The following is a 24,409-nucleotide window of genomic DNA, read 5'->3' on the forward strand; positions in this document are numbered from 1 at the left end:
ACTCCCCGTCGTCGGCGGGCCTCGCGAGTGGCTCAGCGCTCGTGGACGACCTGCCCGTCGAACACCGTCAGGTCCACCGCGATGTCCGTGATCCCGTGCGGGTCCAGGCCCAGCAGCGGGCGGTCCAGGACGCACAGGTCCGCGACCTTGCCGACCTCGATGGATCCCTTCCAGTCCTCCGCGAAGTCCTGGCGTGCCGGATTGATCGTGTACGCGCGCAGGGCCTCGGCGAGGCCCACGCACTGCTCGGGGCCGCTGCGCCGGCCGCTCGCCTTCGACTCGCGCAACATCATCGCGGCGACCCCCTGCCGCCAGTCGGGCTCCGTGATCGGTGCGTCGGAGCTGGCACAGACCGGGATCCCGGCCTCGAACGCGGAGCGTACGGGCCACTGGTACGCGGAGCGCGCGGGCCCGACGACCTCGTCCATCAGGTCGGAGATGGTCCACTTGATGGCGGGGTTCATGTTGACGCCGTAGCCGTGCGCTGCCAGTTTCGCGAGGCTGCCGGCACCGATGAAGTCGCCGTGGATGACGTAGTGCCGGGCGTGCGGGCGCGGCGCGGCCGCGTCCGCCGCGACGAAGGCGTCCACGACCGTGTCGATGGCGCGGTCTCCGGTGACGTGCACGCCCAGTTGGAAACCCGCTTCGTGGGCAACACGGATCATCTCGCGGAGTTCGTCGACCTGGAGCGCCGGGGTATCGCCGTGCACGCACAGCGCGCCGTGGCCGCCGTCGGCGTACGGCTCCTTCATCCACGCCGTACGGTTCGGCGGCACCCCGTCGGCGAAGATCTTGACGCCGATGGCGTGCAGCAGGCGCGGGTCCGCGGAGTCCGGGCGCCGCAGTTCGGCCAGTCCCTTGCGTACGTCGTCGGCGGAGCCGCCCATGGGTGCGGGCAGCAGCAGGACGCTGACCCGGGCCTGGAGGCCGCCGGTGGCCGCGAGGTCTGCGTAGGCGGTCCAGTTGTCGGTGCTCAGCCCGCCGAACAGGGTTCCGGTGCCGCCCGGGCCGAGGCCGGGCTCGGTGTAGCTGGTGATGCCGCGGGTGTGGAGCTCGCGGATCACGTTCTGGATGGCGTGGCGGCGCTGGGCGACGGTGCGCGATGGCAGGGCGGCCTGGACCAGGCGCTGGGCGGCCTCGCGCAGGATGCCGGTGGGTTCGCCGTCCGGATCGAGGTCGATGACGCCGCCCGGCGGTGGCACGCTTGCCGCGTCGATGCCGCACCGGCGCAGTGCGGCACTGTTCGCCCACACCATGTGCGAGGAGAAGTCGGTCAGGCATACCGGGTGGTCAGGGGCGACCGCGTCCAGGTCCCGGCGGTGCGGCAAGCGCCGCGGGTCCGCCAGGCACTCCGCCAGGTAGCCGGGGTCCCAGCCCAGCCCGGTGACCCACTCGCCGGGCCGGGACGCACGCACCGCCAGGTCCACGGCGGCGGCGATGTCGGCGATCGACGCCACCGCTGGGTGGCCGACGTCGATGGCGAAGGGCGGCTTCGTCATGCCGTAAGCGGCCCCGTGCAGGTGGGAGTCGTTGATGCCGGGAAGGACTGTCCGGCCGCCGAGTTCGACGACCCTCGTTGCGGGCCCGGCCAGGCCGCGCATGTCGGCGTCGCTGCCGGTGGCGACGATGTCGCGGCCGCGCACGGCCACGCCTTCGACCACCGAGAAGTCGGCGTCCATGGTCAGTACCTGACCGCCGGTCAGGAGGAGGGAGGGGGCGCTGTCGCTCACGTGAAGCCTTTCTCTCAGACAGGGGGATGTGGTCACCGCGTCAGCCGCGGACCGAAGGAGGCGAGGGCGGCGCCCGCCACCAGGGCGACTCCCTGGGCCATCTGCTGCCAGAACGTCGGTACGTTCAGCAGCGTCAGACCGTTCTGCAGACAGCCGAGAAAGAGCACGCCGAGCAGTACGCCGAAGACCGAGCCGGAGCCACCGGTGAGCGCGACCCCGCCCAGCAGCACCGCGGTGAGCACGGTCAGTTCGAACCCGGCCCCCGAGGTCCCGGCGACCACGCTGTCCAGCACCGACGCCTTGATGGCTCCGGCCAGGGCCGCCGCGACTCCCGTGACGACGAACAGCGCGAACGGCGCCCGGCGGATGTTGATGCCGGAGAGGTAGGCGGCCTCCCGGTTGACGCCGATGGCGAAGACGTGCCGCCCGGCGGGGGTGAACGCCAGGAACAGAGCGCCCGCCACGAGCACCAGCGCGGCGATGACGACTGGTGCGTCGATCCCGGCGATGCGCGCCCCGCCGAGCCAGGCGAACCCCGAGCCGAAGCTGCTCAAGGGCAACGGGAAGAGCTGCTGCGCCAGTCCGCGCACCGCGGCCAGCATGGCCAGCGTCACGATGAAGGCGGACAGCCCCAGGTGGCAGCACAGGATGCCGTTCACCGCGCCCACCGCGGCGCCCGCGGCCAGCGCGCCGAGCACGGCGACGACCGGCGACTGGTGCTGCTGCCCGGCGAGCCAGCCGGCCACCAGCCCGCCCAGGGCGAGGGTGGAGCCGACCGACAGGTCGAGGTAGCCGCTGACGACCAGCAGAGCCAGCGGTACGGCCACGATGGCGAGGGTGGCCGCGTCGGTGGCGATCCCGCGCAGGTTGCCCGCGTCGAGGAAGCTGCCGGTCGTCAGCTGGAAGACCAGCACCATCAGGGCGAGGACGAGGAGCAGCGGATGCCGCCGCATGGTGTTCAGTCCGCTTCCTGCCGCGCGTAGGCCCGGCGACAGGTGGTCGGCGGGGGTGGTGGTGGCGGTGGTCATGCTGCTCCTTCGGAGGGAGTCGTCTTCGGGGCCGCGTCGGCGTCGTGGACGGCCGACAGGAGGGCGGCTTCGGTGAGTTCGGCGCCGCTCAGCTCGCCGACGATCCGGCCGGCGGAGATGATCAGGCAGCGGTGGGCGAGCGCGACGACCTCTTCGGGGTCGCTGGAGGCGAACAGCACGGCCGTTCCCTGCTGGGCGGCGAGTGTGGAGACGACCTGGTAGATCTCCTGCCGGGCGCCCACGTCGACGCCCTGCGTGGGCTCGTCGAGCAGCAGGACGTCGACGCTGCGCGCCTCGTTGATCCACCGGCCCAGGACGAGCTTCTGCTGGTTCCCGCCGGAGAAGGCGGCCGCCGGCAGGCGCGGCCGGGCGGGGCGCAACCCGACGGCGTCGGACAGTGCGCCGAAGATCCGCCGCTCGGCGCCCAGCGCCCGCACGCCCGCCCTGGCCAGCGGACGGACGGTCGGCAGCAGCGCGTTGTCGTGGGCACTCAAGCCCGGGAACAGCCCCTGCCTGCGCCGGTCCGCCGGTACGAGGGCGAACCCCGCGGCCAGCGCGTCGGCCGGCCGGGCGGCAACGATGGCCCGGTCTCGGACGCGCACGGTTCCGCCCGAGGCGCGGCGCCTGCCGAAGAGGGTCTCCAGGATGCGCGTACGGCCGGAGCCGATGAGCCCGTACAGTCCGACGATCTCGCCTTCGGCGACACGGACGTCGACGGGTCCGAACCCGGGGCCGCACAGCCCGTCCACCGTGAGACGCGCGGCAGGCGGGACACCGTGGGCTCTGTCGTGCGAGCTGCCGAGGGCGATCCCGCGTTCGGTGGCTGTCCTCGGTTCATCGCCCGTCCCACCCACTGCCGTGATCGGCGGGAGCGGATCCGGCCGGCCGACGATGGCATCGACCAGCTCGCGCCGCGTCTGCCCCGACACCGGCGAGTGATGGGTCACGCGCCCGTCGCGCAGCACCGTGACGGCGTCTGCGAGCCGCTCCACCTCGGCCAGCAGATGTGTGACGTACACGATGGCCAGCCCCTGGGCGCGCAGATCCTCCACCCGCTCGGCCAGGGCGCCGCTCTCGGCTCCGGACAAGGCGGCGGTCGGCTCGTCCAGGACCAGCACCGAGGCGCTGCGGCTGAGCGCCTTGGCGATCTCCACCAACTGCCGCTGTCCCATGGGCAGTTCGCCCACCCGGTCGCGCGGCGAGCAGCTCGCCGCGACCCGCTGGAGCAGTCCGGCCGCGACCTCTTCCTGCGCGCGCCGGTCGATGCGGCCGTACTTGGTCCACTCCTGGCCGAGGAAGATGTTCTCGGCCACCGTCAGTGAGTCGACGACGCTGAGTGTCTGGAAGATGATCGCCACGCCTGCGGCGATCGACTCGCGCGGGCTCAGCTGCGTGTAGCGGGCCCCGCCCACCTCGATCGTGCCCGCGTCCGGCGGGAAGGCCCCGCCGAGGCACTTGATCAGGGTGGACTTGCCTGCGCCGTTGTGCCCGAGGAGGGCGTGCACCTGGCCTGCGGGGACGGTGAGGTCCACGCCGTCCAGCGCCCTGACGCCGCCGAAGGACTTGCTCAGTCCGCGGATACGGAGATTGGGTTCCGACATGGTGAGTGCCTAGGCGTTCTGGGCGAGCAGCGCGTCGATCCTCACGGTGTCGCCGTGCTGGACGAGCGTGATCGGCACCTCGGCGCCGGGGTTCGCCTTCCCGGCGGCGACCGCGAGCGGTACGTCGACGATGGCGGAGGCGATGTCCTTCGGTGCCAGGGCGGCCGAGGCGCGGTAGAACGTGCCCTGCTTGATGGCGAGGAGGGAGGGGGCGGAGCCGTCCTGGCCGCCGACGAAGGTCTTGGCGTCGCCCTTCGCCCGGCCCGCCTGCTGGAGCGCTTTGAAACCGCCGTACGCCGCGGCGTCCGTGACCCCGAGAATGATGTTCAGGTCGGGGTGCTTGGCGAGGACGGCACGGGACTTCGACAGCCCGGTGTCCGGGTCGATGGCCTGCTCCCGGGCGACCACGTCGACTCCGGGTGCGTGCTCGGTGAACGCGTCGATCATGCCCTTGGTGCGCTCGCGTCCCAGCTGGATCGTACTGTCGGTGAGGAAGGCGACCTTGCCCTTGCCGCCGAGGTGCTCGTTGGCCCACTTCGCCGCGGCCTCCCCGAGCAGCGTGCCGCCCTTGAGGAAGCTGAACTGGATGTCCGCGCTCTGATGCTCCAGCGAGCCGCCGTACGTCACCCAGATCAGGCCCGCGTCCAGTGCCGCCTTGGCGATGGACTCCGTGGCCTCGAAGACCATCGGGAACGACACGATGGCCGGGACCTTCTGGGAGACCCAGGTATTGAGGTTGGTGGCCTGTGTGTCGGCGTTGCCCGCGTCGCTCGTGGTCAGCAGGGAGACGCCGTGCTTCTTCGCGGCGGCGGTGGAGAGCTTCACCAGGGTCGAGTAGAGCGGGAGTTGGGTGAAAGGGTAGTCCAGGCCGATCCTGGTGAGAGGCTTCGACCCCGATGACGAGCCGGCGGCCGCGTCCGCGGCCTTCGCCGAGCCGGCGCCGTCGCCGGGCGCCGAGCAGCCCGCGGTGGCCAGCGCGCCGACCGCGACGGCGCCGCCGGACCAGGTGAGGAACTGCCGGCGTGAGGCAGATAGGGCGGAGTAGGGGAATCTGGTCATGGCGGGGCTCTCCCAGAGGATGTGGCCCGGTACGGCGGGCGTCCGGCTGTGCCGAACAGGAAAGACCCGGGCGTCGCGCCCTGCCATCCGTACAAATACCGACTGTGCGAGCCACCAGCGCCGAGCAGGAGGAATCCCCCGTTACGGAACGGTGAACGGCATTGTGCGGTGCTTCGGGAACCGCCTATCGTTAGGGCCCAAACAATCTGTGCGGAACCGGGCCCGGGAGGCTCGTATGCTCAGCCATCGCCAGATCGCGGCCGCAACCCGCATCGGCATGCTCACCCGCGAACGCGACACCGCCACGGCCTGCGCCCAGGCGCTGCACGAGCTCGGCCGGGCCCTGCCCTTCGACGCCGTGACCCTGCTCGGGATCGATCCCATCACCGGAACCCACACGCAGATCGCGGGCATCGGCTACCCCGCCGAGACCTCTCAGGCGCTGGCCGCCGAATTCGTCTCGACCCCGTGGTACGGCAACGTCGTACGGCAGACACTGCCGAAGTCCATCTCCGAGGACGCCGACGATCCCGGGCCGCGCTTCCGGCACGGCTGGTTCTACGCCGAGCGGGTCCGGCCGGCCGGTTTCCGTGATGGGATGACGGGGGCGCTGCGCCACGAGGGGCGCCTCGTCGGCCTGATCCACCTGTCCACTCAAGGGCCGGACGCCTACGACACGGAGGCGCGGCGACTGCTCGCCTCGATCCTCCCGGCACTGGGCGCCCTCGCCGACCCGACAGCCCGTACCAACGACCTCCACGAACTGCCGACGGAGGCGGGGGCCAACCTCGTCACTGCCGACGGCGTCATCGATCTGCCGGGCCGAGCACCCGCCGAGGTGTTGGAAGACGACGGCTTCCGCCGCCTCGTCGGGGCGTTCACAGATGTGGGCGGCATCCGGCTGCGGGTCCTGTGGCCGGTCGGGAGCGGTTGGCGCCGGGTGGTACTGCGCCGGTGCACGGTGGGGTCGGCGATCGCGCGGAAGGCGGTTCTGGTGCACGAGGCGCCCGCCGAGCTGCCGTACGGTCTGAGCCCACGCGAGCTGGAAGTGCTGACGCGGGCCGCGAGGGGCCAGACCAACCAGGCCATCGCGCAGGCTCTGTTCCTGTCGCCGCGGACGGTGCACAGTCACATCGAGCACCTGCTGCGCAAGACCGGATGCGCCTCGCGTGCGGAGGCCACCGCGCTCGCCGTGCGGGACGGCGTGTTGCGGCCTTCCGCTGAAGACGTCGAGTACTTCGTGGAGCGGGTGCACGCCGGTTGAGGGCCGGGGTGCGCCCAAATCGATCGTCTACGCGGTGGTACGCCTGCGGGCCCGTTCCTTGATCTCCTCCGGCAGTGCGTCGGCGACCAGTAGCCGCGGCAGCAGTTCCGGCTCACGTGTGATCGCACGGAAGACGAGCGCGACGGTCACGTCATGGTCGGGTCGGCGCACGATCTCCACCGGATCGGCGGCGCGGATCTGCCCCGGCTCGATCACACGCAGATACGCGCCCGGCAGCGCGGCCTGAGTGAACAGCTTGATCCAACCGTCACGCTCCAGCCAGCCCTGGAACGTCGCGCACGGGATCCGCGGGCACGACACCTCCAGGACGACATCTGGCCCGATGCGCCAGCGCTCGCCGATCAGGGCGCCGTTGACGTCGAGGTCGACGGTCGTGAGGTTCTCTCCGAAGACGCCGTTCGTGAGCGGCCTGCCCAACTCGGCCTCCCACCTAGTGAGATCCTCGCGGGCATAGGCGTATACGGCCTGGTCGGAGCCGCCGTGGTGCTTCACGTCGTAGACCCGGTCGCCGACGAGACCGACCGTACCGGTGCCCTTGGCGCCGGGGGCGATCACAGCGACCGGGCCATCGACGGGCCGCTTGTCTATGCCCGTCGCGCTGAGGCCCTTCCATGGGTTGGGGCGGGGCCTGCCGACATTCACGGAGAGCAGCTTCATGGGGGCGACTGTACGGTCGGCTACCCCCGGAGGGCGACATATTTCCCTACCGCTGCCGCTTGCGGCGTGACTGTCCGCGTCTTGCAGCGAATCCTCGCGCTGGCCGTAGGGCACGGGCACACACGGCAACGGCGGTCGGTCACGCCCCGAGACCGTGGGGTGCGGCCGACCGCCGGACGGGCGGTCAGGCGAGGGTCACCTCGACCGGCAGCTTCTTGATGCCGTTCACGAAGTTGGAGCGGACGCGGGGGACGTCGCCGGCGAGGCGGATGTCCGCCAGACGCGGGATGAGCTCCTCGAACATGATCCGGATCTCGGTGCGGGCGAGCAGATTGCCCAGGCACAGGTGCGGGCTGCCCTTGCCGAACGTGACGTGGTCGTTGTTCTGCCGGGCGACGTCGAAGTCGTAGGGGTTGCCGAACACCTCCTCGTCGCGGTTGCCGGAGGCGAACCACATAACGACCTTGTCGCCCTCCTTGATCCGCTTGCCGCCGAGTTCGACGTCGCGGGTCGCGGTCCGGCGGAAGTGGTAGACGGGTGAGGCCCAGCGCAGGAACTCCTCCACCGCGACCGGGATGAGGGAGGGGTCCTCCTGGAGGCGGGCCAGCTGCTCGGGGTGCTGCAGCAGGGCGAGCATCGAGTGCGTGATGGTGTGCCGGGTGGTCTCGTTTCCGGCGACGACCAGGAGCAGGAAGTAGTTGTCGAAGTCCTGCTGCGAGAGCGGTACTCCGTCGCGCGGTGTCTCGTTGACGAGCCTGGAGATCAGGTCGGTGCCGTTCCCGCCGCGCCGCTGCCGCGCCAGCTCCCTGCCGTAGGCGAAGACCTCCAGCGAGGCGGGGGAGCGGAACGGCAGGTCGCGGTACTTCTCGCTCTCCTCGCTGTGCAGGAGTACGTCCGCGTAGTCGGGGTCGGTGTTGCCGATGATGCGGTTGCCCCAGTCGATGAGCTGCTGGTTGTCCTCCGGCGGCACGTCGAGGAGGCGGGCGAGGACGTTGATGGGGAAGTCGGCGGAGACCTCCTTGACGAAGTCGAAGGTGCCCTTGGCCAGCGCCGCGTCCAGCGTGGTCGCGGTCAGGCCGCGCAGGAAGTCGGTGTAGCTGTTGATGACGCTCGCGCCGAACTGGCGCTGCAGCAGGCTGCGCATCGCGCGGTGGCGGACGCCGTCGAGCTCCAGGATGGAGGCGCGCTTCTTGATCTGGTCGTCGTCGACCTCTTCGAGGTTGACGAACTTCGTGGACGTGAAGGTCTCCGCGTCGCGGTCGACACGGGCGATGTCGGCGTGCCGGGTCACGGCCCAGAAGCCGGAGTTGGGCGCCTCCTCGGGCTGCCAGTGGACAGGGTCCTCGTGGCGGAGGGTGTGGAACATCCGCCAGGGCGTGATGCCGTCGGTGAAGTTGTCGAGGTCGGCGAGGTCGACGTCGGCCAGGGGCAGCGGCTCGAGCACGGCCTCGGTCACGGACTGGGTGTCGGCCACGGACTGGGTGTCGGTCACGGACTGGGCGGTCGTGGTCATGATGTGGCGGCTCCTTGCGTCACAGGTGGTAGGCGTACTCGGTGAACTCCCAGTCGGTGACGTGCCGTTGGAAGCGCGCGACCTCGTCGCGCTTGTAGGCGAGGTAGGAGGTGGTGAAGTCCTTGCCCAGGACGTCGGCGAGGGCGGTGTCCGCCTCCAGGGCGTCGAGGGCGGCAGACAGGCTGGTGGGCAGCGTCGCGGACTTGGCAGTGTCGTAGCCGTATCCCTCGAGCGGCGCGGGCGGCTCCTCGCCGGCCTGGACGCCCAGCAGCGCGGCGGCGACGGTGCCGGCGATCAGCAGGTACGGGTTGGCGCCGGCGTCGCCCAGGCGCAGCTCGAGGCGGGCGCCGGAGCCGCGCTCGGGCGGGATGCGGACCATGGCGCTGCGGTTGTCCAGGCCCCAGTCGATCAGCCAGGGGGCGAGCGTGTCGGGCCCGAAGCGTTTGTAGGAGTTGACCGTCGGGTTGGCCAAGGCGGCCAAGGCCGGGGCGTGGGCGAGGATGCCGGCGGCGGCGTGGCGTGCGGTGGCGGACAGGCCGTGGGGCGCCGACGGGTCGTCGAAGACGTTGTGTCCCTCGTCGTTGTCGCACGACAAGTGCAGGTGGAAGCCGGAGCCCCCGGCGTCGTTGAACGGTTTGGCCATGAAGGTGGCCAGCCGGCCCTCCTTGCGGGCCAGTTCCTTGATCGCCGACTTGAAGCGGAAGGCACGGTCTGCGGCGTCCATCGCGTCGGAGTGGGTCAGATTGATCTCGAACTGCCCGCCGTCGAACTCGTGGTTCCCGCTGATCACACCGACGTTCAGGTCGCGCAGGAGGCGCAGCATCCGCAGCACGTGGTTGTCGGGATCGGCGCGCAGGCCAGCGGTGTAGACGACTCCGGATGCCTCGCTGTAGCGGCGCCAGCCACCCGCGGGATCCGGTTCGCACAGGAAGTACTCCAGTTCCGGGCCGACCACCGGGCGCAGTCCGTGTTCGGTACATCGGTCCAGGACCGCGCGCAGCAGGTCCCGGGGTGACTCGGGGGCGGGCAGGCCGGTGGCCGGGTCGGTGACGTCGCCCAGGCAGGCGGCGACGCCGGGCTCCCACGGGAGCGGGACAAGTGTGTCCAGGTCGGGGCGTACGCAGATGTCAGGCAGGCCCGCGTCGAGGCCACCGGGGACCGGGACCACGTCGCCCTGGGGGCTGGTGTGGTACACGGCGCGGCAGAAGGCCAGACCGTGGTCGCAGGCCGAGGGCAGGTGATCCAGCAGTACGTCGCGGGCGCGGTCGGTGCCGATGAGGTCGGGATAGGTCACCCGCACCACGTCGATGCCCTCGGCGGCGAGCCGGTCCATGTGCCGGCGGACGGGTTGGGGGTCGGATGCGCTCACCGATGTCTCCTCTAGGGGAAGTTGGGGCGCCTCCCAGGCCTCGAGGGCCCTGGGGGAAGGGGCGGAGGGGCGGCGTCGGACTGCGTACTGCAAGGGAAGGAGCAGGAGCCGCACTCATTGTTTGATGCCAAACGGTATGGAGCCCGCCACCTCCCGGCAAGGGGTTGGCCCGAAAAATTTATCCATGCGGATAGCTATTGACCAGGGTCCGGCCACTTCCTATGTTGTTTGAAGCCAAACGAGTAGGGGGTGCGGTGTCCGCCGCACCTCTGTGGCCGGGGCCCGGTCGCATCCGGGCCGGGCCCCTCTTTCTTCTCTGCCTCTCCCTGCCCCGACGCCCTCAGCACAGGAGGACCGGCCATGAAGGTCGTCGTCGACATGAACAAGTGCCAGGACCACGGCCAGTGCGTCTTCGCCGCACCCGACGTCTTCAGCTTCGACGAGGCCGGACGCCTGGCCTACGTCAGCGACCCCGACGACGCGCTGCGCGACGACGTCGAAGAGGCCGCCGACGTCTGCCCGCTGCAGGCCATCCGGATCGAGGACTGAGCCGTGGGCGCACCCATCGTCGTGGCCGGTGCCTCCATGGCCGGCCTGCGCGCCGCCGAGCAGCTGCGCGCCGCCGGCTGGGACGGGCCGATCACGCTCGTCGGGGACGAACCCCACATGCCCTACAACCGGCCTCCGCTGTCCAAGGAGGTACTCGCCGGCAAGGCGCCCTTCGAGTCGCTGGCCTTCCGGCCCCGCGCGAGCGTCTCCGACGTGGAATGGCGTCTGGGCGCGAAGGTGGTAGCCGCTGACCTCGCGCGGCGGATCGTCGAGCTCCATGGCGGAGAGGTCCTGCCCTACGCCGGGCTGGTCGTCGCCACGGGCATGCGGCCCGGGCGGCTCCGTTGCCCCGGTCCCGTCGACGGGCGGCACACCGTCCGTACGCTGGCCGACGCCCAGGGATTGCGCGAGGCCCTGACCCGTCCGGGTGCGCGCGTGGTCGTGGTAGGAGCCGGCTTCATCGGCTGCGAGGTCGCAGCCACCGCCGTCGCCCTGGGCGCCGCCGAGGTCACCGTCGTCGACCCGCTGCCCCTCCCCATGATGGGGCCGCTCGGCGAACTGCTGGCCCGCGCACTGCTGAAGCGGCACAAGGAGCGCGGGGTGCGCTTTGCACTCGGCACCGGTGTCGCCGGTTTCGAGGGCGACGACCGCGTCACCGGCGTCGTACTCGGCGACGGCAGGGTCCTCCCGGCCGACGTGGTCGTGGAATCCGTCGGATCCGTCGCCAACACCGAGTGGCTCGAGGGCAACGGCCTCGACCTGGCCGACGGTGTGCTGACGGACGAGCACCTGCGTGTCGGCGGCCGCCCCGCCGTGGTCGCCGTCGGCGACGTCGCCCGTTTCCCCAACGCCCGCTACGACGGCGTGCCCCGCCGAGTCGAGCACTGGTCCATTCCCACCGACACCGCCAAGCACGCCGCCAAGGTGCTGGCCGCGCATCTCGCCGGTGCGGACATCGCGCCGGCCCCGTTCGCGCCGCTGCCCACCTTCTGGAGCGACCAGCACGACTTCCGGCTCCAGTCCTTCGGTGCGCCCGTCCTCGGCAAGGACGACGTGCGCGTCCTCGACGGCGACCTCGACGGGGACGTCCTCGCCGGCTACCACCAAGGCGGTCGCCTGGTCGGCGTCGTCGCCCTGGGCGGACAGGCAGCCGCAGCCGCAGCCGCCCGCTACCGCGCCGAACTGCTGAAGCAGCCCGCCCTCACTGCCTAAGGAACCCCTGACCATGACCACCGACCGTGGACTCCGTGGATACTTCCACCCCAAGACGGCGACGGGCGCCTCGTCGCTGATCCCCTCTCCGCCGTGGCGCTACTCCGGCGATCTGCTCACCGTCGAGTACCGCACCGACCCCGCCCGCGTACGTGAACTGCTGCCCGAGCCACTGGAGTTGGCCGACGAGGACCCGGGTGCGGTCGCCCTGATCTGGGCCGACTGGCAGTCCTGCTCCACCTCGGGGGATGAGCTGCTGGACCCGGTGCTCTCCCAGTACAAGGAGGCATTCGCGGTCGTCCGCTGCAAGTACAAGGGGCAGACGTACTCGCGCTGCGTGTACATCTGGGTCGACAAGGACTTCGCGATCGCCCGGGGGCTGCACCAGGGCTACCCGAAGAAGCTCGGCTCCATCCACCAGACCCGCCCCCACCCCTACGGGCCGGCTCCGCGGATCGAGGGGGGTGCGCGCTTCGGCGCCACGCTTGCCGCCGCCGACCGGCGTCTGGCCCAGGCCGTGGTCACCCTGCGCGAACCCTCCGAGACCAACGGCTTCGTCAACGGCCACCCGATGGCCCACCACCGCTGGCTGCCGTCGATCGAGAAGGGCAAGGGGCTCGCGCTGGACGAGCTGATCGAGTCGGGTGCCGCTTCCTTCGAGGGCGGGCAGCCCTGGGTCGGCGACGCCGAGCTGGAGCTGTTCGAGGCGCCCACCGAGGAGCTGGCCCGCCTGGAGATCCGCGAGCCGATCGCCGCCTACTACCGGCAGGTCGGTGTCGAGTGGGACGGCGGGCGGCTGCTGGAGTCCGGCACCTCCGGTGCCGCATAACCCTCTCCGTACGAGACCACTTGGAGTCCGGACATGACCGAGCACACCATCACCGTGGCCGGGGTCGCCGTCGACACCCGGCACCGGATCGGCGGCGAGCGCGTCGCCTCCGCCGAGACTTTCACCGACGTCTCGCCCATCGACGGCAGCACGCTCGGCGAGATCTCCCGCGGCACGCCGACGGAGGCCGCGGCCGCCGTGGCCGCCGCCAAGGCCGCGTTCCCCGGCTGGGCCGCCACGCCCCGCGCCGAACGCGCCCGCATCCTGCACGCCATCGCCGACGGCGTCGAAAAGCGCCTCGAAGAGCTGGCCATCGTCGAGACCAACGACAACGGCGCCCTGCTGCGCTCGCACCGGCGCGGCGTGATGCCCCGCGTCGCCCACAACTTCCGCTTCTTCGCCGACTGGCTGCGCACGCTGGATCACGAGGACTTCCAGACACGCGGCCACACCAACCACGTCTCGTGGGACCCGGCCGGCCCGTGCGTGCTGATCACGCCCTGGAACGCGCCCCTGATGCTGGCCACCTGGAAGGTGGCGCCCGCGCTCGCCGCCGGCAACACCGTGATCCTCAAGCCCGCCGAGTGGTCCCCGCTGACCGCCTCGCTGCTCGCCGACATCGCCGCCGAGGCCGGACTCCCGGCCGGGGTGCTGAACGTCGTCCAGGGGTACGGCTCGGAGATCGGCGACGCGCTCACCTCGCACCCGGACGTACGCCGGATCAGCTTCACCGGCTCGGTGCCGACGGCCAAGCGGATCGCCGCCTCGGCCGCGTCGAATCTCACTCCGCTCAGCCTCGAACTGGGCGGGAAATCACCGCTGTTGGTGTTCGCCGACGCCGACCTCGATCTCGCCGTCGATCTCGCCGTCGAGCAGTACGACAACGCCGGGCAGGTGTGCCTGGCGGGCACCCGGCTGCTGGTTGAGGAGTCGATCACCGAGGAGTTCACGCGCCGCTTCGTCGAGAAGGCCACCGCCTTGAAGCAGGGCGACCCGCGCGACGAGGCGACCGACATCGGCCCCAACATCCACCCCCGTCAGCTGGAGAAGATCGACGGCTTCGTGCAGCGGGCGATCGCCGCCGGGGCCCGTGCGGTCATCGGCGGTCACTGCAAGGACGGCCAGTACTACGCCCCGACCCTGCTCACCGACGTCGCCCAGGACTCCGAGATCGTCCAGGAGGAGGTCTTCGGACCGGTCCTCACCCTGCAGACGTTCGCTGACGAGGACGAGGCGGTGCGCCTCGCCAACGACACCCGCTTCGGCCTCGCCGCCACCGTCGCCACCGGCGACCCCGAGCGTGCCGACCGCGTGACCTCCCAGCTCGTCGCGGGCACCGTCTGGGTCAACTGCTTCTTCGTACGAGACCTGCAAGCCCCCTTCGGCGGCTCCCGACTCTCCGGCGTCGGCCGCGAGGGCGGCACCTGGAGCTTCGACTTCTACTGCGACGTCAAGAACACCGTGACCGCCCCGAACGGATGGAACAACCATGGGTAAGATCGTCGGGGCGGGCCTCCTCGCCCACGTCCCCACCATCGTGCTCCCGGAGGCCGACCGGCTGGAGCTCAACGAGGGCAAGGAGATCACCCTCGTCACCGGCCTGCAGCAGCTCCGCAAGGACGTCTTCGAACGCGACGACTACGACACCGTCGTCGTCCTGGACTCCCACTGGGCGACCACCGTCGAGTTCGTCGTCACCGCCCAGCAGCGGCGCGCGGGCCTGTTCACCTCCGAGGAACTGCCGCGCGGCATGTGCCGTATGCCCTACGACTTCCCCGGCGACCCCGAACTGGCCCACAACCTTGCCTCGTTCGCCGACAAGCACGGCACCTGGATCACCGCGATCGACGACGAGTACCTGCCGATCTACTACGCCACCATCAACCTGTGGAAGTTCCTCGGCGAGGGCCTGCCCGACAAGCGGTGGGTGACCATCGGCGTCTGCCAGACCGGCGACATGGAGGACCACCTCCGCCTCGGCCGCGCCCTCGCCGACGGCATCGCCGCCACCCCTGGCCGCCGCGTGCTGCTGATCGCCTCGGGCGCGCTGTCGCACACCTTCTGGCCGCTGCGCGAACTGCGCGACCACGAGGCCAGCGACCCGGTGCACATCCGCACCCCCGAGGCGCGCGAGGCCGACTATGAGCGCATCGCCTGGTTCAAGGAGGGCCGCCACGACAAGGTCCTCGATCGCATGGACGAGTTCTGGAAGTACAAGCCCGAGGCGAAGTTCTTCCACTATCTGATGATGGCGGGCGCCCTCGGCGAGCAGGCCTGCACGGCCAAGGCCCGCCAGTACGGCGAGTACGAGAACTCCGTCGGCACCGGCCAGGTCCACCTCTGGTTCGACCGCCCGGCCGACGGCTGGACCGGCACCGGCCTGACCGCGTCCTCCGCGCCTTCCGCCCCTCGCCACCCGCACAGCCGCGTCTAGGACGCCCGCAGAAAGGCAACCCGCCATGCCCGAGTACCGCCGCATCCTCCTCGACGGCGCCGTCGTCGAGACCGTTCGGGACGGCGACGAACTCGTCGCCGGAGACGGCCGCCGTGTCAAGATCGAGGACGCCCGGCACCTGCCCCCGGTCGTCCCCTCCAAGGTGATCGCCGTCCACCTCAACCACCGCAGCCGCGTCGACGAGTTCCAGATCGCCCTGCCCGACACCCCCACGTACTTCCACAAGCCGACCTCGTCCCTCAACTCCCACAAGGGAGCGATCGTCCGGCCCGAGGGCTGCAAGTGGCTCAACTACGAGGGCGAGGTGGCCATCGTCATCCGGAGGACCGCCCGCAACATCTCGCCCGCGGAGGCGGGGGAGTACATCGCGGGCTACACGGTCGCCAACGACTACGGCCTGCACGACTTCCGCGACACCGACGCAGGATCCATGCTCCGCGTCAAGGGCTCCGACACCCTCTGCCCGCTCGGTCCCGGCCTCGTCACCGACTGGGACTTCCACGGCAAGCGCCTGCGGACCTACGTCAACGGCGAGGTCGTCCAGGACGGCTCGACGGACGAGATGAAGTGGGACATGCACTACCTCGTCGCCGACATCGCCCGCACCATCACCTTGTACCCCGGTGACGTGCTGCTGTCCGGCACGCCCGCCAACTCGCGCCCGGTGCAGCCCGGCGATGTCGTGGAGGTGGAGGTCGAGGGCCTCGGCAAGCTCACCAACCACATCGTCACCGGGCCGACCGCGATCCGCACCGACGTCGGCGCCCAGCCGACCGAGTCCGAGGAGGTGCTGTCCACCGCCCTCGGCGGCGACTGGGAGTTCCGTGGTATCAGGCCGCCGAAGCGCTGAGCGGAGCGGCGTCGGTAGGGTCGGGGCCATGAGTGAGCCCGTCGAGTCCGCCGGTGAGCGCCGCCCCCGCAAGCGCGTGAAGAACTACGGGGCCGGGCGCGTGGCCCTGCTCGACGCCGCCGTGCGCGTGGTGGCCCGGGGCGGGCTGCGCAAGCTCACCTACCGGGCCGTGGCGGAGGAGGCCGGGGTCACCCACGGGCTCGTGGTGCATCACTTCGGCTCACGGGACGCGCTGATCGAGGAGGCCGTCTCGCACGCCATCAGGTCCTCGCTCAGCAGCAGCGCGCTCGACACCGGAACGGGCAAGGTCTCGGACTTCTCCGCGGGCTTGGCGGACATGGTCGAGTCCTGTCCGGACCTCCAGGCTTTCCAGTACGAACTGCTCCTGGAGGCGCGCCGCAGGCCGGAGCTGCTGCCGCACCTGCGCGCCCTGTACGAGGAGTACTTCGACGCCACGCAGCGGGAGCTGTCCCGGATGCTGCCCCGGCCGGTCGACCGGGGCCTGTACCGGCTGGTCTTCGCGGCACTCGAGGGCCTGGTGCTGCACCAGCTCGTGTTCGGGGAGCGGGAGGTCACGGAAGAGGCCCTCGCGGAGCTGCGGACCCTGCTGCAGGGGCTCGCCGAGGGTGCGGACGGCGACTGACCCAGACGGGGATCGCCTGACCCACACGGGGATCGAACGCCCACCGGGTCGCCAGGTCACGGCGCTGTAAGAATTCGCGGCGCCGACCGATTGCCGGCCCTGAACCCCTTGCCAAACGGATAGTTACGCCACACGATGAGGCAACTCGTTTGGCCTGAAACGATCCTCCCCTCCTTTTCTGGCAGGTGATCCGAGTGGACAGTCAGACGGTCTCCGCAGAGCGGACCGTGCGGGACGCATCCACACTCAAGCCCAATGCCCTGGGCGTCCTGGGCATCCTCTTCTTCGTCCTGTCCGCTCAGGCCCCGCTGACCGGTATCGCCGGGGCGGCCCCGATCTCCGTCGCGATCGGCAACGGGTCCGGTACCCCTGCGGCCTATGTGCTGGCGGGAGCGGTGGTCCTGCTGTTCTCGGTCGGCTTCGTCGCGATGGGCCGCCACGTCGTCGACGCGGGCGCCTTCTACACCTACATCGGCAAGGGACTCGGGCGGACCGCGGGTGCCGGCAGCGCGGGCGTCGCCCTGTTCGCGTACTGCACCATCCAGGCCGCCATGTACGGCCTGTACGGAGCGACCGTGAGCGGCCTGGTCGCCCACCACACCGGTCTGGACGTGCCGTGGTGGGCGTGGACGCTCGTCACGATGGCCGTGGTGCAGGCACTCGGCGCCGCAGGGATCGAGATGGGCGCCAAGGTGCTGGCCGTGTTCGTCCTGGCGGAGTTCAGCATTCTGCTGCTGTTCGGGCTGGTCACCCTGTTCAAGGGCGGCGGGCCCGAGGGACTGGGTGTCGCCAACAGCTTCTCCCCGTCGGCGGCCCTGCAGGGAGCGCCCGGTGTCGCCGTGATGTTCGCCGTCGCCTCCATGTTCGGCTTCGAGGCGACAGCGATCTACGGCGAGGAGGCCCGGGAGCCGAAGAAGACCGTGCCACGGGCCACCTATCTGTCGGTGGTGGTGGTCACCGGCTTCTTCGCCCTGACGTCCTGGATGCTGATCTCCGCCTACGGTGCCTCCAAGGCCGCGGGGGCGGCGGGCAAGGCGCTGGAGAGCGGCGACGCCTCCGCTTTCGTCTTCGCCCCCATCGCCGCACAGTTCGGCGGCTGGGTGAACGACGTGCTGCCCGCCCTGCTCGCCACGTCCCTGTTCGCGGGCATCCTCACCTTCCACAACTCCGCCAACCGCTACCTTTTCTCGCTCAGCCGCGACGGCCTGCTGCCGCGCCGCCTGTGTACCGTCAGCACCCGTCACTCGCCGTGGATCGCCGGCTGCGCCCAGACCGTCATCGCCCTGGCCCTCGTCGTGCCCTTCGCGCTGGCCGGCAAGGACCCGGTACTGACGCTGTTCTCGTGGTTCAGCGGACTCGCGGTCCTGGCGATGATGCTGCTGTACCTGCTGACCTCGGTGTCCGTGGTCGTCTTCTTCCGCCGCGGACGCCAGGACACCCGCCTGTGGAACACCCTGATCGCGCCGACGCTGGGTGCGCTCGGCCTCGCAGGTGCCATCTGGCTGATCCTGGACAACTTCACCACTCTCATCGGCGGTGAGGCGCGTACGGCCCTGTGGCTCGTGCTGTCGGTACCTGCGGTGATGGCGCTCGGAGTGATCACCGAACGCGTCAGGCGCGGCCGGGTTCCGGAGGCCCAGGGCGGCTGATCCTTTCCCGCCTCCGGCGCGCGCCCGGTATCCGTGTGCGCGCCGGTACGGGCACAGTCACACCCATTTCGTTTGAGATCAAATGATCAACGTGTTCTGGAGGACCGCATGCCCGCCGTCACCCACGACGAATGGCTCCGCCGAGCCGAAGCAGTCGAGCTGCCCGGCGCCCACCACATCGACGGCGTCGAGGAAGCCGGTGGCGGCTCCAGCTTCTCCGTCGTCTCGCCACGGGACGGCCATGTGCTCGCCGAGGTCGCCGACGGCGGTGCCGCCGAGGTGGACGCCGCCGTGGCCGCGGCGCGCCGAGCCTTCGACAGCGGGCCGTGGCCGCGACTGGCACCCGCCGACCGCGGCCGGGTCCTCGTACGCATCGCCGAACTCCTGGAAGAGCGGCGCGAGGAACTGGCGCTGACCGTGAGCCTGGAGATGGGCAAGCCGATCACGGATGCCCACGACATCGAACTGCGCGCCGTGATCAACACTTTCCGCTGGTACGGACAGCTGGCCGACAAGCTCACCGACGAGTCCCCGCACACCCCACCGGACGCCCTCGCCCTGGTCACCCGTGAGCCGGCAGGCGTCGTCGGGGCGGTGGTGCCCTGGAACTTCCCGCTGACGCTCGCCGGCTGGAAGGTCGCCCCCGCACTCGCGGCCGGCTGCACGGTCGTGCTCAAGCCGTCGGAGAACTCACCGCTCTCCGCCCTGCTGCTGGCCGCGGTCGCGACCGAGGCGGGACTGCCGCCCGGCGTGCTCAACGTGGTCAACGGCAACGGACCGGTGGCCGGGCGGGCCCTCGGCCTCCACCCCGACGTCGACGTCCTGGCGTTCACCGGCTCCACCGCCGTCGGCCGCCACTTCCTGCGCTACGCCGCGGACTCCAACCTCAAGCGCGTCTGGCTGGAACTGGGCGGCAAGTCGCCGAACATCGTCCTCCCCGATGCCCCGGACCTGGACAAGGCCGCCGCCACCGCCGCGTGGGGCATCTTCTTCAACCAGGGCGAGATGTGCACCGCGCCCTCGCGGCTCCTCGTGCACTCCTCCATAGCCGAGCAGGTCACCGAGGCCGTCGTCCGGCGTGCGCGGGAACTCCGGGTCGGTGACCCGCTCGACCCGGCAACAGAGATGGGCGCCCTGGTCTCAGCAGCCCACCTGGACCGCGTCCTCGACCACATCGCCACCGGCCAGGCGGAGGGCGCCCGACTGCGCATCGGCGGCGAGCGCACCCGGACCGCCACCGGCGGCAGCCTCCTCCAGCCCACTGTCTTCGACCGCGTGGACCCCGGCATGCGACTGGCCCGGGAGGAGATCTTCGGCCCCGTCCTGTCCGTCCTCACCTTCGACGACCTCGACGAGGCGGTACGGCTGGCCAACGCCACCGAGTACGGCCTCGCCGCGGGCCTGTGGACCTCCGACCTGTCCACCGCCCACCAGGTCTCCCGCGCCCTGAAGGCCGGAACGGTCTGGGTCAACTGCTACGAGGAGGGCGATCTCACCGTCCCCTTCGGCGGCATGAAGCAGTCGGGCAACGGCCGCGACAAGTCCGTGCACGCCCTGGAGAAGTACACCGAACTGAAGACCACCTGGATCCAGCTGTGACGTCCGCACCCCGGCCCCTGATCGCCGTTCCGGCCCGCTTCTCCGCCACCACCTCGGCCCTCCGCTACGCCGCCGAGGTCAATGCCCGCGCCCTGATCGAGGCGGTCTGGCGGGCGGGCGGCGAGCCCGTGACCATCCACCCGCACGCGCCCGGCGGCACCTGCGACCCGGCCGAGGTCGCCGCCCGCCTCGACCGGTTCGACGGCGTCCTGCTCCCGGGCGGCGGTGACATCGCTCCCCACCGATACGGAGCCGCGGACGCGCACGAGACCGTCTACGACGTGGACGACGAACAAGACGCCTTCGACCTCGAGGTCGCGCGCCAGGCCCTGGCGGCGCGGCTGCCGCTCCTGGCGATCTGCCGCGGTCTGCAAGTGGTCAACACCGTTCTCGGAGGAACCCTGCACCAGGACATGGGCGGCCCCGAGCACGAGCACCGGCACCTCAGGCACCCCGTCACCCTCACCGGCGGCTCGGCCCTCGCCCGGATCACGCGCGCCGACAAGGTCGAGGCGTCCTGCTACCACCACCAGCACATCGACCGGCTGGGCAGCGGGCTGACCGTCACCGCCCGCGCCGCCGACGGAACGGTCGAAGCCGTCGAACGGACGGACGCGGCGGGCTGGTTCGTCGGCGTCCAGTGGCATCCGGAGGACACGGCCCACGAGGACCCCGCCCAGCAGCTTCTGTTCGACGCGCTGGTGCATGCCGCGCGCCGAACCGGCTGAGAAATGCCCGGTCAGGCCCTGGGACGGCGCCCGCTGCGCCTCGGCGCCGGCTCCGCACCGTCCAGCAGGGCCCGACGACGCTCCTCACCGTGCTCTTCGACCTGGAGCACGACGCGTCGCAGTCCTTCGGCGAGGCCCCGGCACTCCGCGCTGCTCAACTGCGCTGTCACGAAGGCCTCTTCCTCATTGAACGCGGGAAACACCCGCTGCATGAAGTCCTCACCCTTGTCCGTGAGGCTGAGGAGGACCAGCCTGCCGTCGGTGGGATGGCCGATGCGCCGCAGAAGTCCGCGCGACTCCAGGGTGCGGGCCACACCCGTCAGCGTCCCCTTGGAGATGCCCGCCTCCTCGGCGACGTGCCGGGTCTCCGACTCGCCCCACACCCACACCACCCACAGGACCACGAACGCGGTCCAGGTCAGATCTGAGCTCCGCAGCACCGAGTTCTCCAGGTGCTGTCTGACCGCCGACGCCGCCCGGTAGATGTTGGCCACCGCCGCCATCTGCTCCCGGCGAATGGGTATGCCGCCGAGCTTCGCCTCGGCGAGCCTCTCCGCCTCCGTGATGGACCGATCGCCGGGCACTGGCGCTCCCTCTGTTTCTCCCTGCCGGATCCGGACGACCGAGTCGGCCGTCCGATCATTTGGAACCAAATTCTATGGCGGGAGATCTTACGTCTCACCGAATTCGGCGCGCACGCCGAGCAGCCGTACCGGGCGGTCGTATTCGAACCGTTCCAGCACTGCCAGCGCCGCGCGCTCGATCTCGGCCGGGTCGCTGCTCGGCGTGGGCAGCGTGATGCCGTGGGTCTGCGTGAAAAAGGGCGCGTACCGCACCTTCACCGCGACACGGTGTGCCGGGCGGCCTTCGTCGGCCACATCGCGCGCCACGCGTCTGGCCAGGGCGGCGACGTGTTCGCCGATCTCGGAGCGGTCGGTCAGGTCGTGCTGGAAGGTGGTCTCGCGGCTGCGTGAGCGCGGAACGTAGGGAGCACCGCTGACCTCGGTGTCACCGACACCCAGTGCGAGCATCCGGTACCACGGTCCCTGCGTCGGGCCGAACCGCGCTGCGAGTTCGTCGGGGTCGGCCCTGGCCAGCTGGGCGACGGTGAGCAGGCCCGCATCGGCCAGCCTTCTCGCGGTCTTGCGTCCGATGCCCCACAGCGCGTCGGTCGGCCGTTCCGCCATCACGGCCGCCCAGTTGTCGCGGGTGAGGCGGTACGTGCCGGCCGGCTTGGCGAATCCGGTGGCCAGCTTGGCGCGCAGTTTGTTGTCGCCGATGCCCACCGAGCAGGACAGGCCGGTGCCGGCCCGTACGGCCTCGCGTATCTCTGCGGCCATGGCCTCGGGATCGTCGGTGCGGGCGCCGAGGAACGCCTCGTCCCAGCCGAGCTCCTCGACGACCACCGGGAACCGGTGCAGCGTGGCCATGAACTGGCCGGAGACCCGCTGGTAGGCGGGCGGGTCCGAGGGCAGGAACACGGCTTCGGGGCAGCGCTTGGCCGCCGTACGCAGCGGCATGCCGGAGTGGATGCCGAACTCGCGCGCCTCGTAGGAGGCGGTGGCCACCACCCCTCGCTGGGTGGGGTCGCCGGAGCCGCCGACCACCACCGGCCGTCCACGCAACTCGGGCCGACGAGCCACCTCGACCGCGGCGATGAACTGGTCGAGATCGACGTGCAGCACCCAGTCCCTGCCGGACACGCAGTTCAGTATGCGTCTTCTACCCGTGATGCGTCTTCTGTCCGTGCCGTGCCGCCGCGCCGGTCGTCACGGACCGCGTCCGGATCAGATGACGGGTGACGTGGTCGCTGCGGCAGCGGTCGGCGGCTCGCCCCTGAACCGCGCCGCGAGTTCGCAGGCGCGCTGGCGGACGTGTGCGAGGTCCGCTCCTGCGCGACTCCGGGTACCCCAGCGGCTGGACGCACGCCGTCGGCATCGGCGTAACGAGTGTGTTTCCCCGGTTGATTTCCGCGCTCCAAGGGTTGGCGCAGAACCGTCGGCTCGTTATCGTTCACGGACTTCACTCAATCGTTCGGCCGAACGAATAGCGAGAGGGGTGATCGGTACATGTCCGACATCCACCGTCCAGGACGGCGGTCGGTCCTTGCCGCGGCCACGGCGGGCGCCGCATCCCTTGGTGCGTCCTGGCTGCTCACCGGCTGCACGGGCGCGTCGGCCGCCCCCGCTCTGCCCGCCGGTGCCGCCAAGGGCGACCCCGACCGCGGCGGCACCCTCCGCATCGCCCGGCCGCCCGCATCCGACGCCGAGACCCTCGACCCGGCGAGCGCCCTGTCGGCGTACGAATACCTGGGCGCGCTCTACAACCGGCTCGTCCGCATCGGTGCCGACGGCAAGCTCGCCCCCGACCTCGCCGAATCCTGGGAGCCCGACGACAAGGCGCGCACCTGGACCTTCCGTATCCGCCGGGGCGTCACCTTCCACGACGGCCGGCCCCTCACGTCCGCCGACGCCGCCTACACCCTCCGCCACATCCTCGACGAGAAGACCGCGTCACCGCAGGCCGCCGTCCTCGCGCCTCTCGTCGATGCCAGGCAACTGCGCACCCCCGACGACCACACCCTCGTCGTCCCCCTCAAGACCCCCAACGCCGAGTTCCCCAGCCTCCTCACGCACTACAACTGCTACGTCATCCCCGACGGAAGTGCCCGCGCCATCGGCCGCACCGGCATCGGCACCGGCCCGTTCAAGCTGGAGTCTTTCACCCCGGCCGGCCCCGGCCGCATCACCGCGTACCAGGACCACTGGCAGGGGCGTCCGGTCCTCGACGCCATCGACTTCTACACGGTCGCCGACATGCAGGCGCGTTCCAACGCACTGCTCGCCGGGCAGGTCGACCTGCTGTCCCAGACCAACCTGGACTTCGCCACCGCCCGCGTCGTCGCCGCCTCCGACCGGGCCACCGTCGCCCGCGTCGAGAACGCCCAGTGGTACGTACTGCCGATGCTCACCACCGAGAAACCGTTCACCGACGTCCGCGTGCGGCAGGCCATGAAGCTCGCCTACGACCCCGAGTACGTGGTGAAGGTCGCGCTGCAGGGCGCGGGCACGGCCGGCTGGGACAACCCCGTCCCGCCCAGCGACCCCGCCCACATCGCCGCCCACCCGGAACACGACCCGGACAAGGCCCGGCACCTGCTGAAGAAGGCGGGGCACGAGGGCCTGGCGGTCGACCTCTACACGTCCTCCTACGACCCGATCTTCACGCCCATGGCTCTCGCCTACCAGGATTCGGCCAAGCGGGCCGGCATCCGCGTTGGGTCAAGACGGCCGCCGCGGACTCGTACTACACGCAGATCTGGATGAAGAAGCCGCTGATGGCCACCTACTGGTACACCGGACGGCCCGTCGACCAGCTGTTCACCCAGGTCTTCCGCAGCGGGTCCTCCTACAACGAAACCGCCTGGTCGGACAAGGACTTCGACGCGCTGCTCGACCGGGCTCGCCGCGAGACGGACGACGCGCGGCGCCGCGAACTGTACGGCGAGGCGCAGACCTTCGTCATGGACAAGGGCGGTGCCATGACTCCGATGTTCGCCGACCGGCTCGTCGGCATCTCGCGGAAGGTGCGCGGCTACGCCGAGCACGGCTTCGAGTTCGACTACCTCGGCATCGGCCTGAAGGGAGCCTGAG

Annotated in this window: 22 protein-coding genes; 13 read left to right on the forward strand and 9 right to left on the reverse strand. The window is 70.8% G+C overall.

From position 1 onward, the window contains the following. Positions 1-32: 32 nt before the first annotated feature. The 4 genes from STSP_RS14400 to STSP_RS14415 are packed head-to-tail and all read right to left on the reverse strand — an operon-like array spanning position 33 to position 5,418. Complete coding sequence (locus STSP_RS14400) at positions 33-1,730, reverse strand: amidohydrolase (protein ID WP_067277081.1); 1,698 nt, start codon at positions 1,728-1,730, stop codon at positions 33-35. Positions 1,731-1,762: 32 nt separating this feature from the next. Next, a complete protein-coding gene (locus STSP_RS14405; protein WP_067277084.1) occupies positions 1,763-2,758 on the reverse strand; it encodes an ABC transporter permease in 996 nt (331 codons plus the stop codon). Beyond that, the gene (locus tag STSP_RS14410; RefSeq protein ID WP_067277086.1) at positions 2,755-4,359 is read right to left on the reverse strand and encodes a sugar ABC transporter ATP-binding protein; all 1,605 of its coding nucleotides are present in this window, start codon (positions 4,357-4,359) and stop codon (positions 2,755-2,757) included. The genes STSP_RS14405 and STSP_RS14410 overlap by 4 nt, the downstream gene beginning before the upstream one ends. 9 nt (positions 4,360-4,368) lie before the next feature. Continuing rightward, a complete protein-coding gene (locus STSP_RS14415; RefSeq protein ID WP_067277089.1) occupies positions 4,369-5,418 on the reverse strand; it encodes a sugar ABC transporter substrate-binding protein in 1,050 nt (349 codons plus the stop codon). Between the two features lie 235 nt (positions 5,419-5,653). Here STSP_RS14415 and STSP_RS14420 point away from each other — a divergent pair, with 235 nt between their 5' ends. Continuing rightward, complete coding sequence (locus STSP_RS14420) at positions 5,654-6,682, forward strand: helix-turn-helix transcriptional regulator (protein ID WP_067277091.1); 1,029 nt, start codon at positions 5,654-5,656, stop codon at positions 6,680-6,682. Between the two features lie 27 nt (positions 6,683-6,709). Here the strand turns inward: STSP_RS14420 and STSP_RS14425 are convergent, their stop codons facing one another. The 3 genes from STSP_RS14425 to STSP_RS14435 all read right to left on the reverse strand — a co-directional run bounded on the left by STSP_RS14425 (position 6,710) and on the right by STSP_RS14435 (position 10,242). Beyond that, positions 6,710-7,360: an MOSC domain-containing protein gene (locus tag STSP_RS14425; RefSeq protein ID WP_067277094.1), complete on the reverse strand. Its 651-nt coding sequence runs from the start codon at positions 7,358-7,360 to the stop codon at positions 6,710-6,712. A gap of 184 nt (positions 7,361-7,544) precedes the next feature. Further along, a complete protein-coding gene (locus STSP_RS14430; protein WP_067277096.1) occupies positions 7,545-8,873 on the reverse strand; it encodes a cytochrome P450 in 1,329 nt (442 codons plus the stop codon). Between the two features lie 19 nt (positions 8,874-8,892). After that, a complete protein-coding gene (locus tag STSP_RS14435) occupies positions 8,893-10,242 on the reverse strand; it encodes a glutamine synthetase family protein (RefSeq protein WP_067277098.1) in 1,350 nt (449 codons plus the stop codon). A gap of 360 nt (positions 10,243-10,602) precedes the next feature. Between STSP_RS14435 and STSP_RS14440 the strand changes: the two genes are divergently transcribed. From STSP_RS14440 to STSP_RS14485, 10 genes are all read left to right on the forward strand, one after another. Beyond that, a complete protein-coding gene (locus STSP_RS14440; RefSeq protein ID WP_067277102.1) occupies positions 10,603-10,791 on the forward strand; it encodes a ferredoxin in 189 nt (62 codons plus the stop codon). Positions 10,792-10,794: 3 nt separating this feature from the next. Beyond that, positions 10,795-12,003, forward strand: coding sequence for an NAD(P)/FAD-dependent oxidoreductase (locus tag STSP_RS14445; RefSeq protein ID WP_067277104.1), 1,209 nt, complete (start codon positions 10,795-10,797; stop codon positions 12,001-12,003). A gap of 13 nt (positions 12,004-12,016) precedes the next feature. Next, the gene (locus tag STSP_RS14450) at positions 12,017-12,832 is read left to right on the forward strand and encodes an acetoacetate decarboxylase family protein (protein ID WP_067277107.1); all 816 of its coding nucleotides are present in this window, start codon (positions 12,017-12,019) and stop codon (positions 12,830-12,832) included. Positions 12,833-12,865: 33 nt separating this feature from the next. Beyond that, positions 12,866-14,329 carry an aldehyde dehydrogenase gene (locus tag STSP_RS14455; protein WP_067277110.1) on the forward strand — a complete coding sequence of 488 codons (1,464 nt, stop codon included), beginning with the start codon at positions 12,866-12,868 and terminating at the stop codon, positions 14,327-14,329. Then, on the forward strand, positions 14,322-15,266 hold the full coding sequence (locus STSP_RS14460) for a 3,4-dihydroxyphenylacetate 2,3-dioxygenase (RefSeq protein ID WP_067277114.1): 945 nt from the start codon (positions 14,322-14,324) through the stop codon (positions 15,264-15,266). The genes STSP_RS14455 and STSP_RS14460 overlap by 8 nt, the downstream gene beginning before the upstream one ends. Positions 15,267-15,291: 25 nt before the next feature. Next, a complete protein-coding gene (locus STSP_RS14465; RefSeq protein WP_067277115.1) occupies positions 15,292-16,137 on the forward strand; it encodes a fumarylacetoacetate hydrolase family protein in 846 nt (281 codons plus the stop codon). 28 nt (positions 16,138-16,165) lie between these two features. Next, positions 16,166-16,780, forward strand: coding sequence for a TetR/AcrR family transcriptional regulator (locus tag STSP_RS14470; RefSeq protein WP_067277117.1), 615 nt, complete (start codon positions 16,166-16,168; stop codon positions 16,778-16,780). Between the two features lie 194 nt (positions 16,781-16,974). Continuing rightward, a complete protein-coding gene (locus STSP_RS14475) occupies positions 16,975-18,429 on the forward strand; it encodes an APC family permease (protein WP_067277123.1) in 1,455 nt (484 codons plus the stop codon). Positions 18,430-18,537: 108 nt separating this feature from the next. Continuing rightward, entirely contained in the window at positions 18,538-20,028 is a 1,491-nt protein-coding gene (locus tag STSP_RS14480) for an aldehyde dehydrogenase (protein ID WP_067277128.1), read from the forward strand. Continuing rightward, complete coding sequence (locus STSP_RS14485; RefSeq protein ID WP_067277133.1) at positions 20,025-20,756, forward strand: gamma-glutamyl-gamma-aminobutyrate hydrolase family protein; 732 nt, start codon at positions 20,025-20,027, stop codon at positions 20,754-20,756. The genes STSP_RS14480 and STSP_RS14485 overlap by 4 nt, the downstream gene beginning before the upstream one ends. 11 nt (positions 20,757-20,767) lie before the next feature. Here STSP_RS14485 and STSP_RS14490 read toward each other — a convergent pair whose 3' ends face one another. Together STSP_RS14490 and STSP_RS14495 are read right to left on the reverse strand one after the other, a co-directional pair. Then, complete coding sequence (locus STSP_RS14490; RefSeq protein WP_067277135.1) at positions 20,768-21,340, reverse strand: MarR family winged helix-turn-helix transcriptional regulator; 573 nt, start codon at positions 21,338-21,340, stop codon at positions 20,768-20,770. Between the two features lie 87 nt (positions 21,341-21,427). After that, positions 21,428-22,459 carry a DNA polymerase IV gene (locus STSP_RS14495; protein WP_067277137.1) on the reverse strand — a complete coding sequence of 344 codons (1,032 nt, stop codon included), beginning with the start codon at positions 22,457-22,459 and terminating at the stop codon, positions 21,428-21,430. A gap of 366 nt (positions 22,460-22,825) precedes the next feature. On the opposite strand from STSP_RS14495, the gene STSP_RS14500 reads away from it, so the two are divergent. Together STSP_RS14500 and STSP_RS40185 are read left to right on the forward strand one after the other, a co-directional pair. After that, positions 22,826-24,082: an ABC transporter substrate-binding protein gene (locus tag STSP_RS14500; protein ID WP_232789632.1), complete on the forward strand. Its 1,257-nt coding sequence runs from the start codon at positions 22,826-22,828 to the stop codon at positions 24,080-24,082. Further along, on the forward strand, positions 24,079-24,408 hold the full coding sequence (locus STSP_RS40185; protein WP_232789633.1) for a hypothetical protein: 330 nt from the start codon (positions 24,079-24,081) through the stop codon (positions 24,406-24,408). Before STSP_RS14500 ends, STSP_RS40185 begins: the two co-directional genes overlap by 4 nt. The last annotated feature ends 1 nt before the right edge of the window (position 24,409 follow it).

The sequence above is a fragment of the Streptomyces jeddahensis genome (genome assembly GCF_001642995.1).
GTDB lineage: Bacteria > Actinomycetota > Actinomycetes > Streptomycetales > Streptomycetaceae > Streptomyces > Streptomyces jeddahensis.

Excerpts from the sequence above, each read along its gene's own strand:
- STSP_RS14405 (WP_067277084.1), bottom strand. The coding sequence starts at position 2,758 with ATGACCACCGCCACCACCACCCCCGCCGACCACCTGTCGCCGGGCCTA.
- STSP_RS14410 (WP_067277086.1), bottom strand. The coding sequence starts at position 4,359 with ATGTCGGAACCCAATCTCCGTATCCGCGGACTGAGCAAGTCCTTCGGC.
- STSP_RS14415 (WP_067277089.1), bottom strand. The coding sequence starts at position 5,418 with ATGACCAGATTCCCCTACTCCGCCCTATCTGCCTCACGCCGGCAGTTC.
- STSP_RS14420 (WP_067277091.1), top strand. The coding sequence starts at position 5,654 with ATGCTCAGCCATCGCCAGATCGCGGCCGCAACCCGCATCGGCATGCTC.
- STSP_RS14425 (WP_067277094.1), bottom strand. The coding sequence starts at position 7,360 with ATGAAGCTGCTCTCCGTGAATGTCGGCAGGCCCCGCCCCAACCCATGG.
- STSP_RS14430 (WP_067277096.1), bottom strand. The coding sequence starts at position 8,873 with ATGACCACGACCGCCCAGTCCGTGACCGACACCCAGTCCGTGGCCGAC.
- STSP_RS14440 (WP_067277102.1), top strand. The coding sequence starts at position 10,603 with ATGAAGGTCGTCGTCGACATGAACAAGTGCCAGGACCACGGCCAGTGC.
- STSP_RS14450 (WP_067277107.1), top strand. The coding sequence starts at position 12,017 with ATGACCACCGACCGTGGACTCCGTGGATACTTCCACCCCAAGACGGCG.
- STSP_RS14455 (WP_067277110.1), top strand. The coding sequence starts at position 12,866 with ATGACCGAGCACACCATCACCGTGGCCGGGGTCGCCGTCGACACCCGG.
- STSP_RS14460 (WP_067277114.1), top strand. The coding sequence starts at position 14,322 with ATGGGTAAGATCGTCGGGGCGGGCCTCCTCGCCCACGTCCCCACCATC.
- STSP_RS14465 (WP_067277115.1), top strand. The coding sequence starts at position 15,292 with ATGCCCGAGTACCGCCGCATCCTCCTCGACGGCGCCGTCGTCGAGACC.
- STSP_RS14470 (WP_067277117.1), top strand. The coding sequence starts at position 16,166 with ATGAGTGAGCCCGTCGAGTCCGCCGGTGAGCGCCGCCCCCGCAAGCGC.
- STSP_RS14480 (WP_067277128.1), top strand. The coding sequence starts at position 18,538 with ATGCCCGCCGTCACCCACGACGAATGGCTCCGCCGAGCCGAAGCAGTC.
- STSP_RS14500 (WP_232789632.1), top strand. The coding sequence starts at position 22,826 with ATGTCCGACATCCACCGTCCAGGACGGCGGTCGGTCCTTGCCGCGGCC.
- STSP_RS40185 (WP_232789633.1), top strand. The coding sequence starts at position 24,079 with ATGAAGAAGCCGCTGATGGCCACCTACTGGTACACCGGACGGCCCGTC.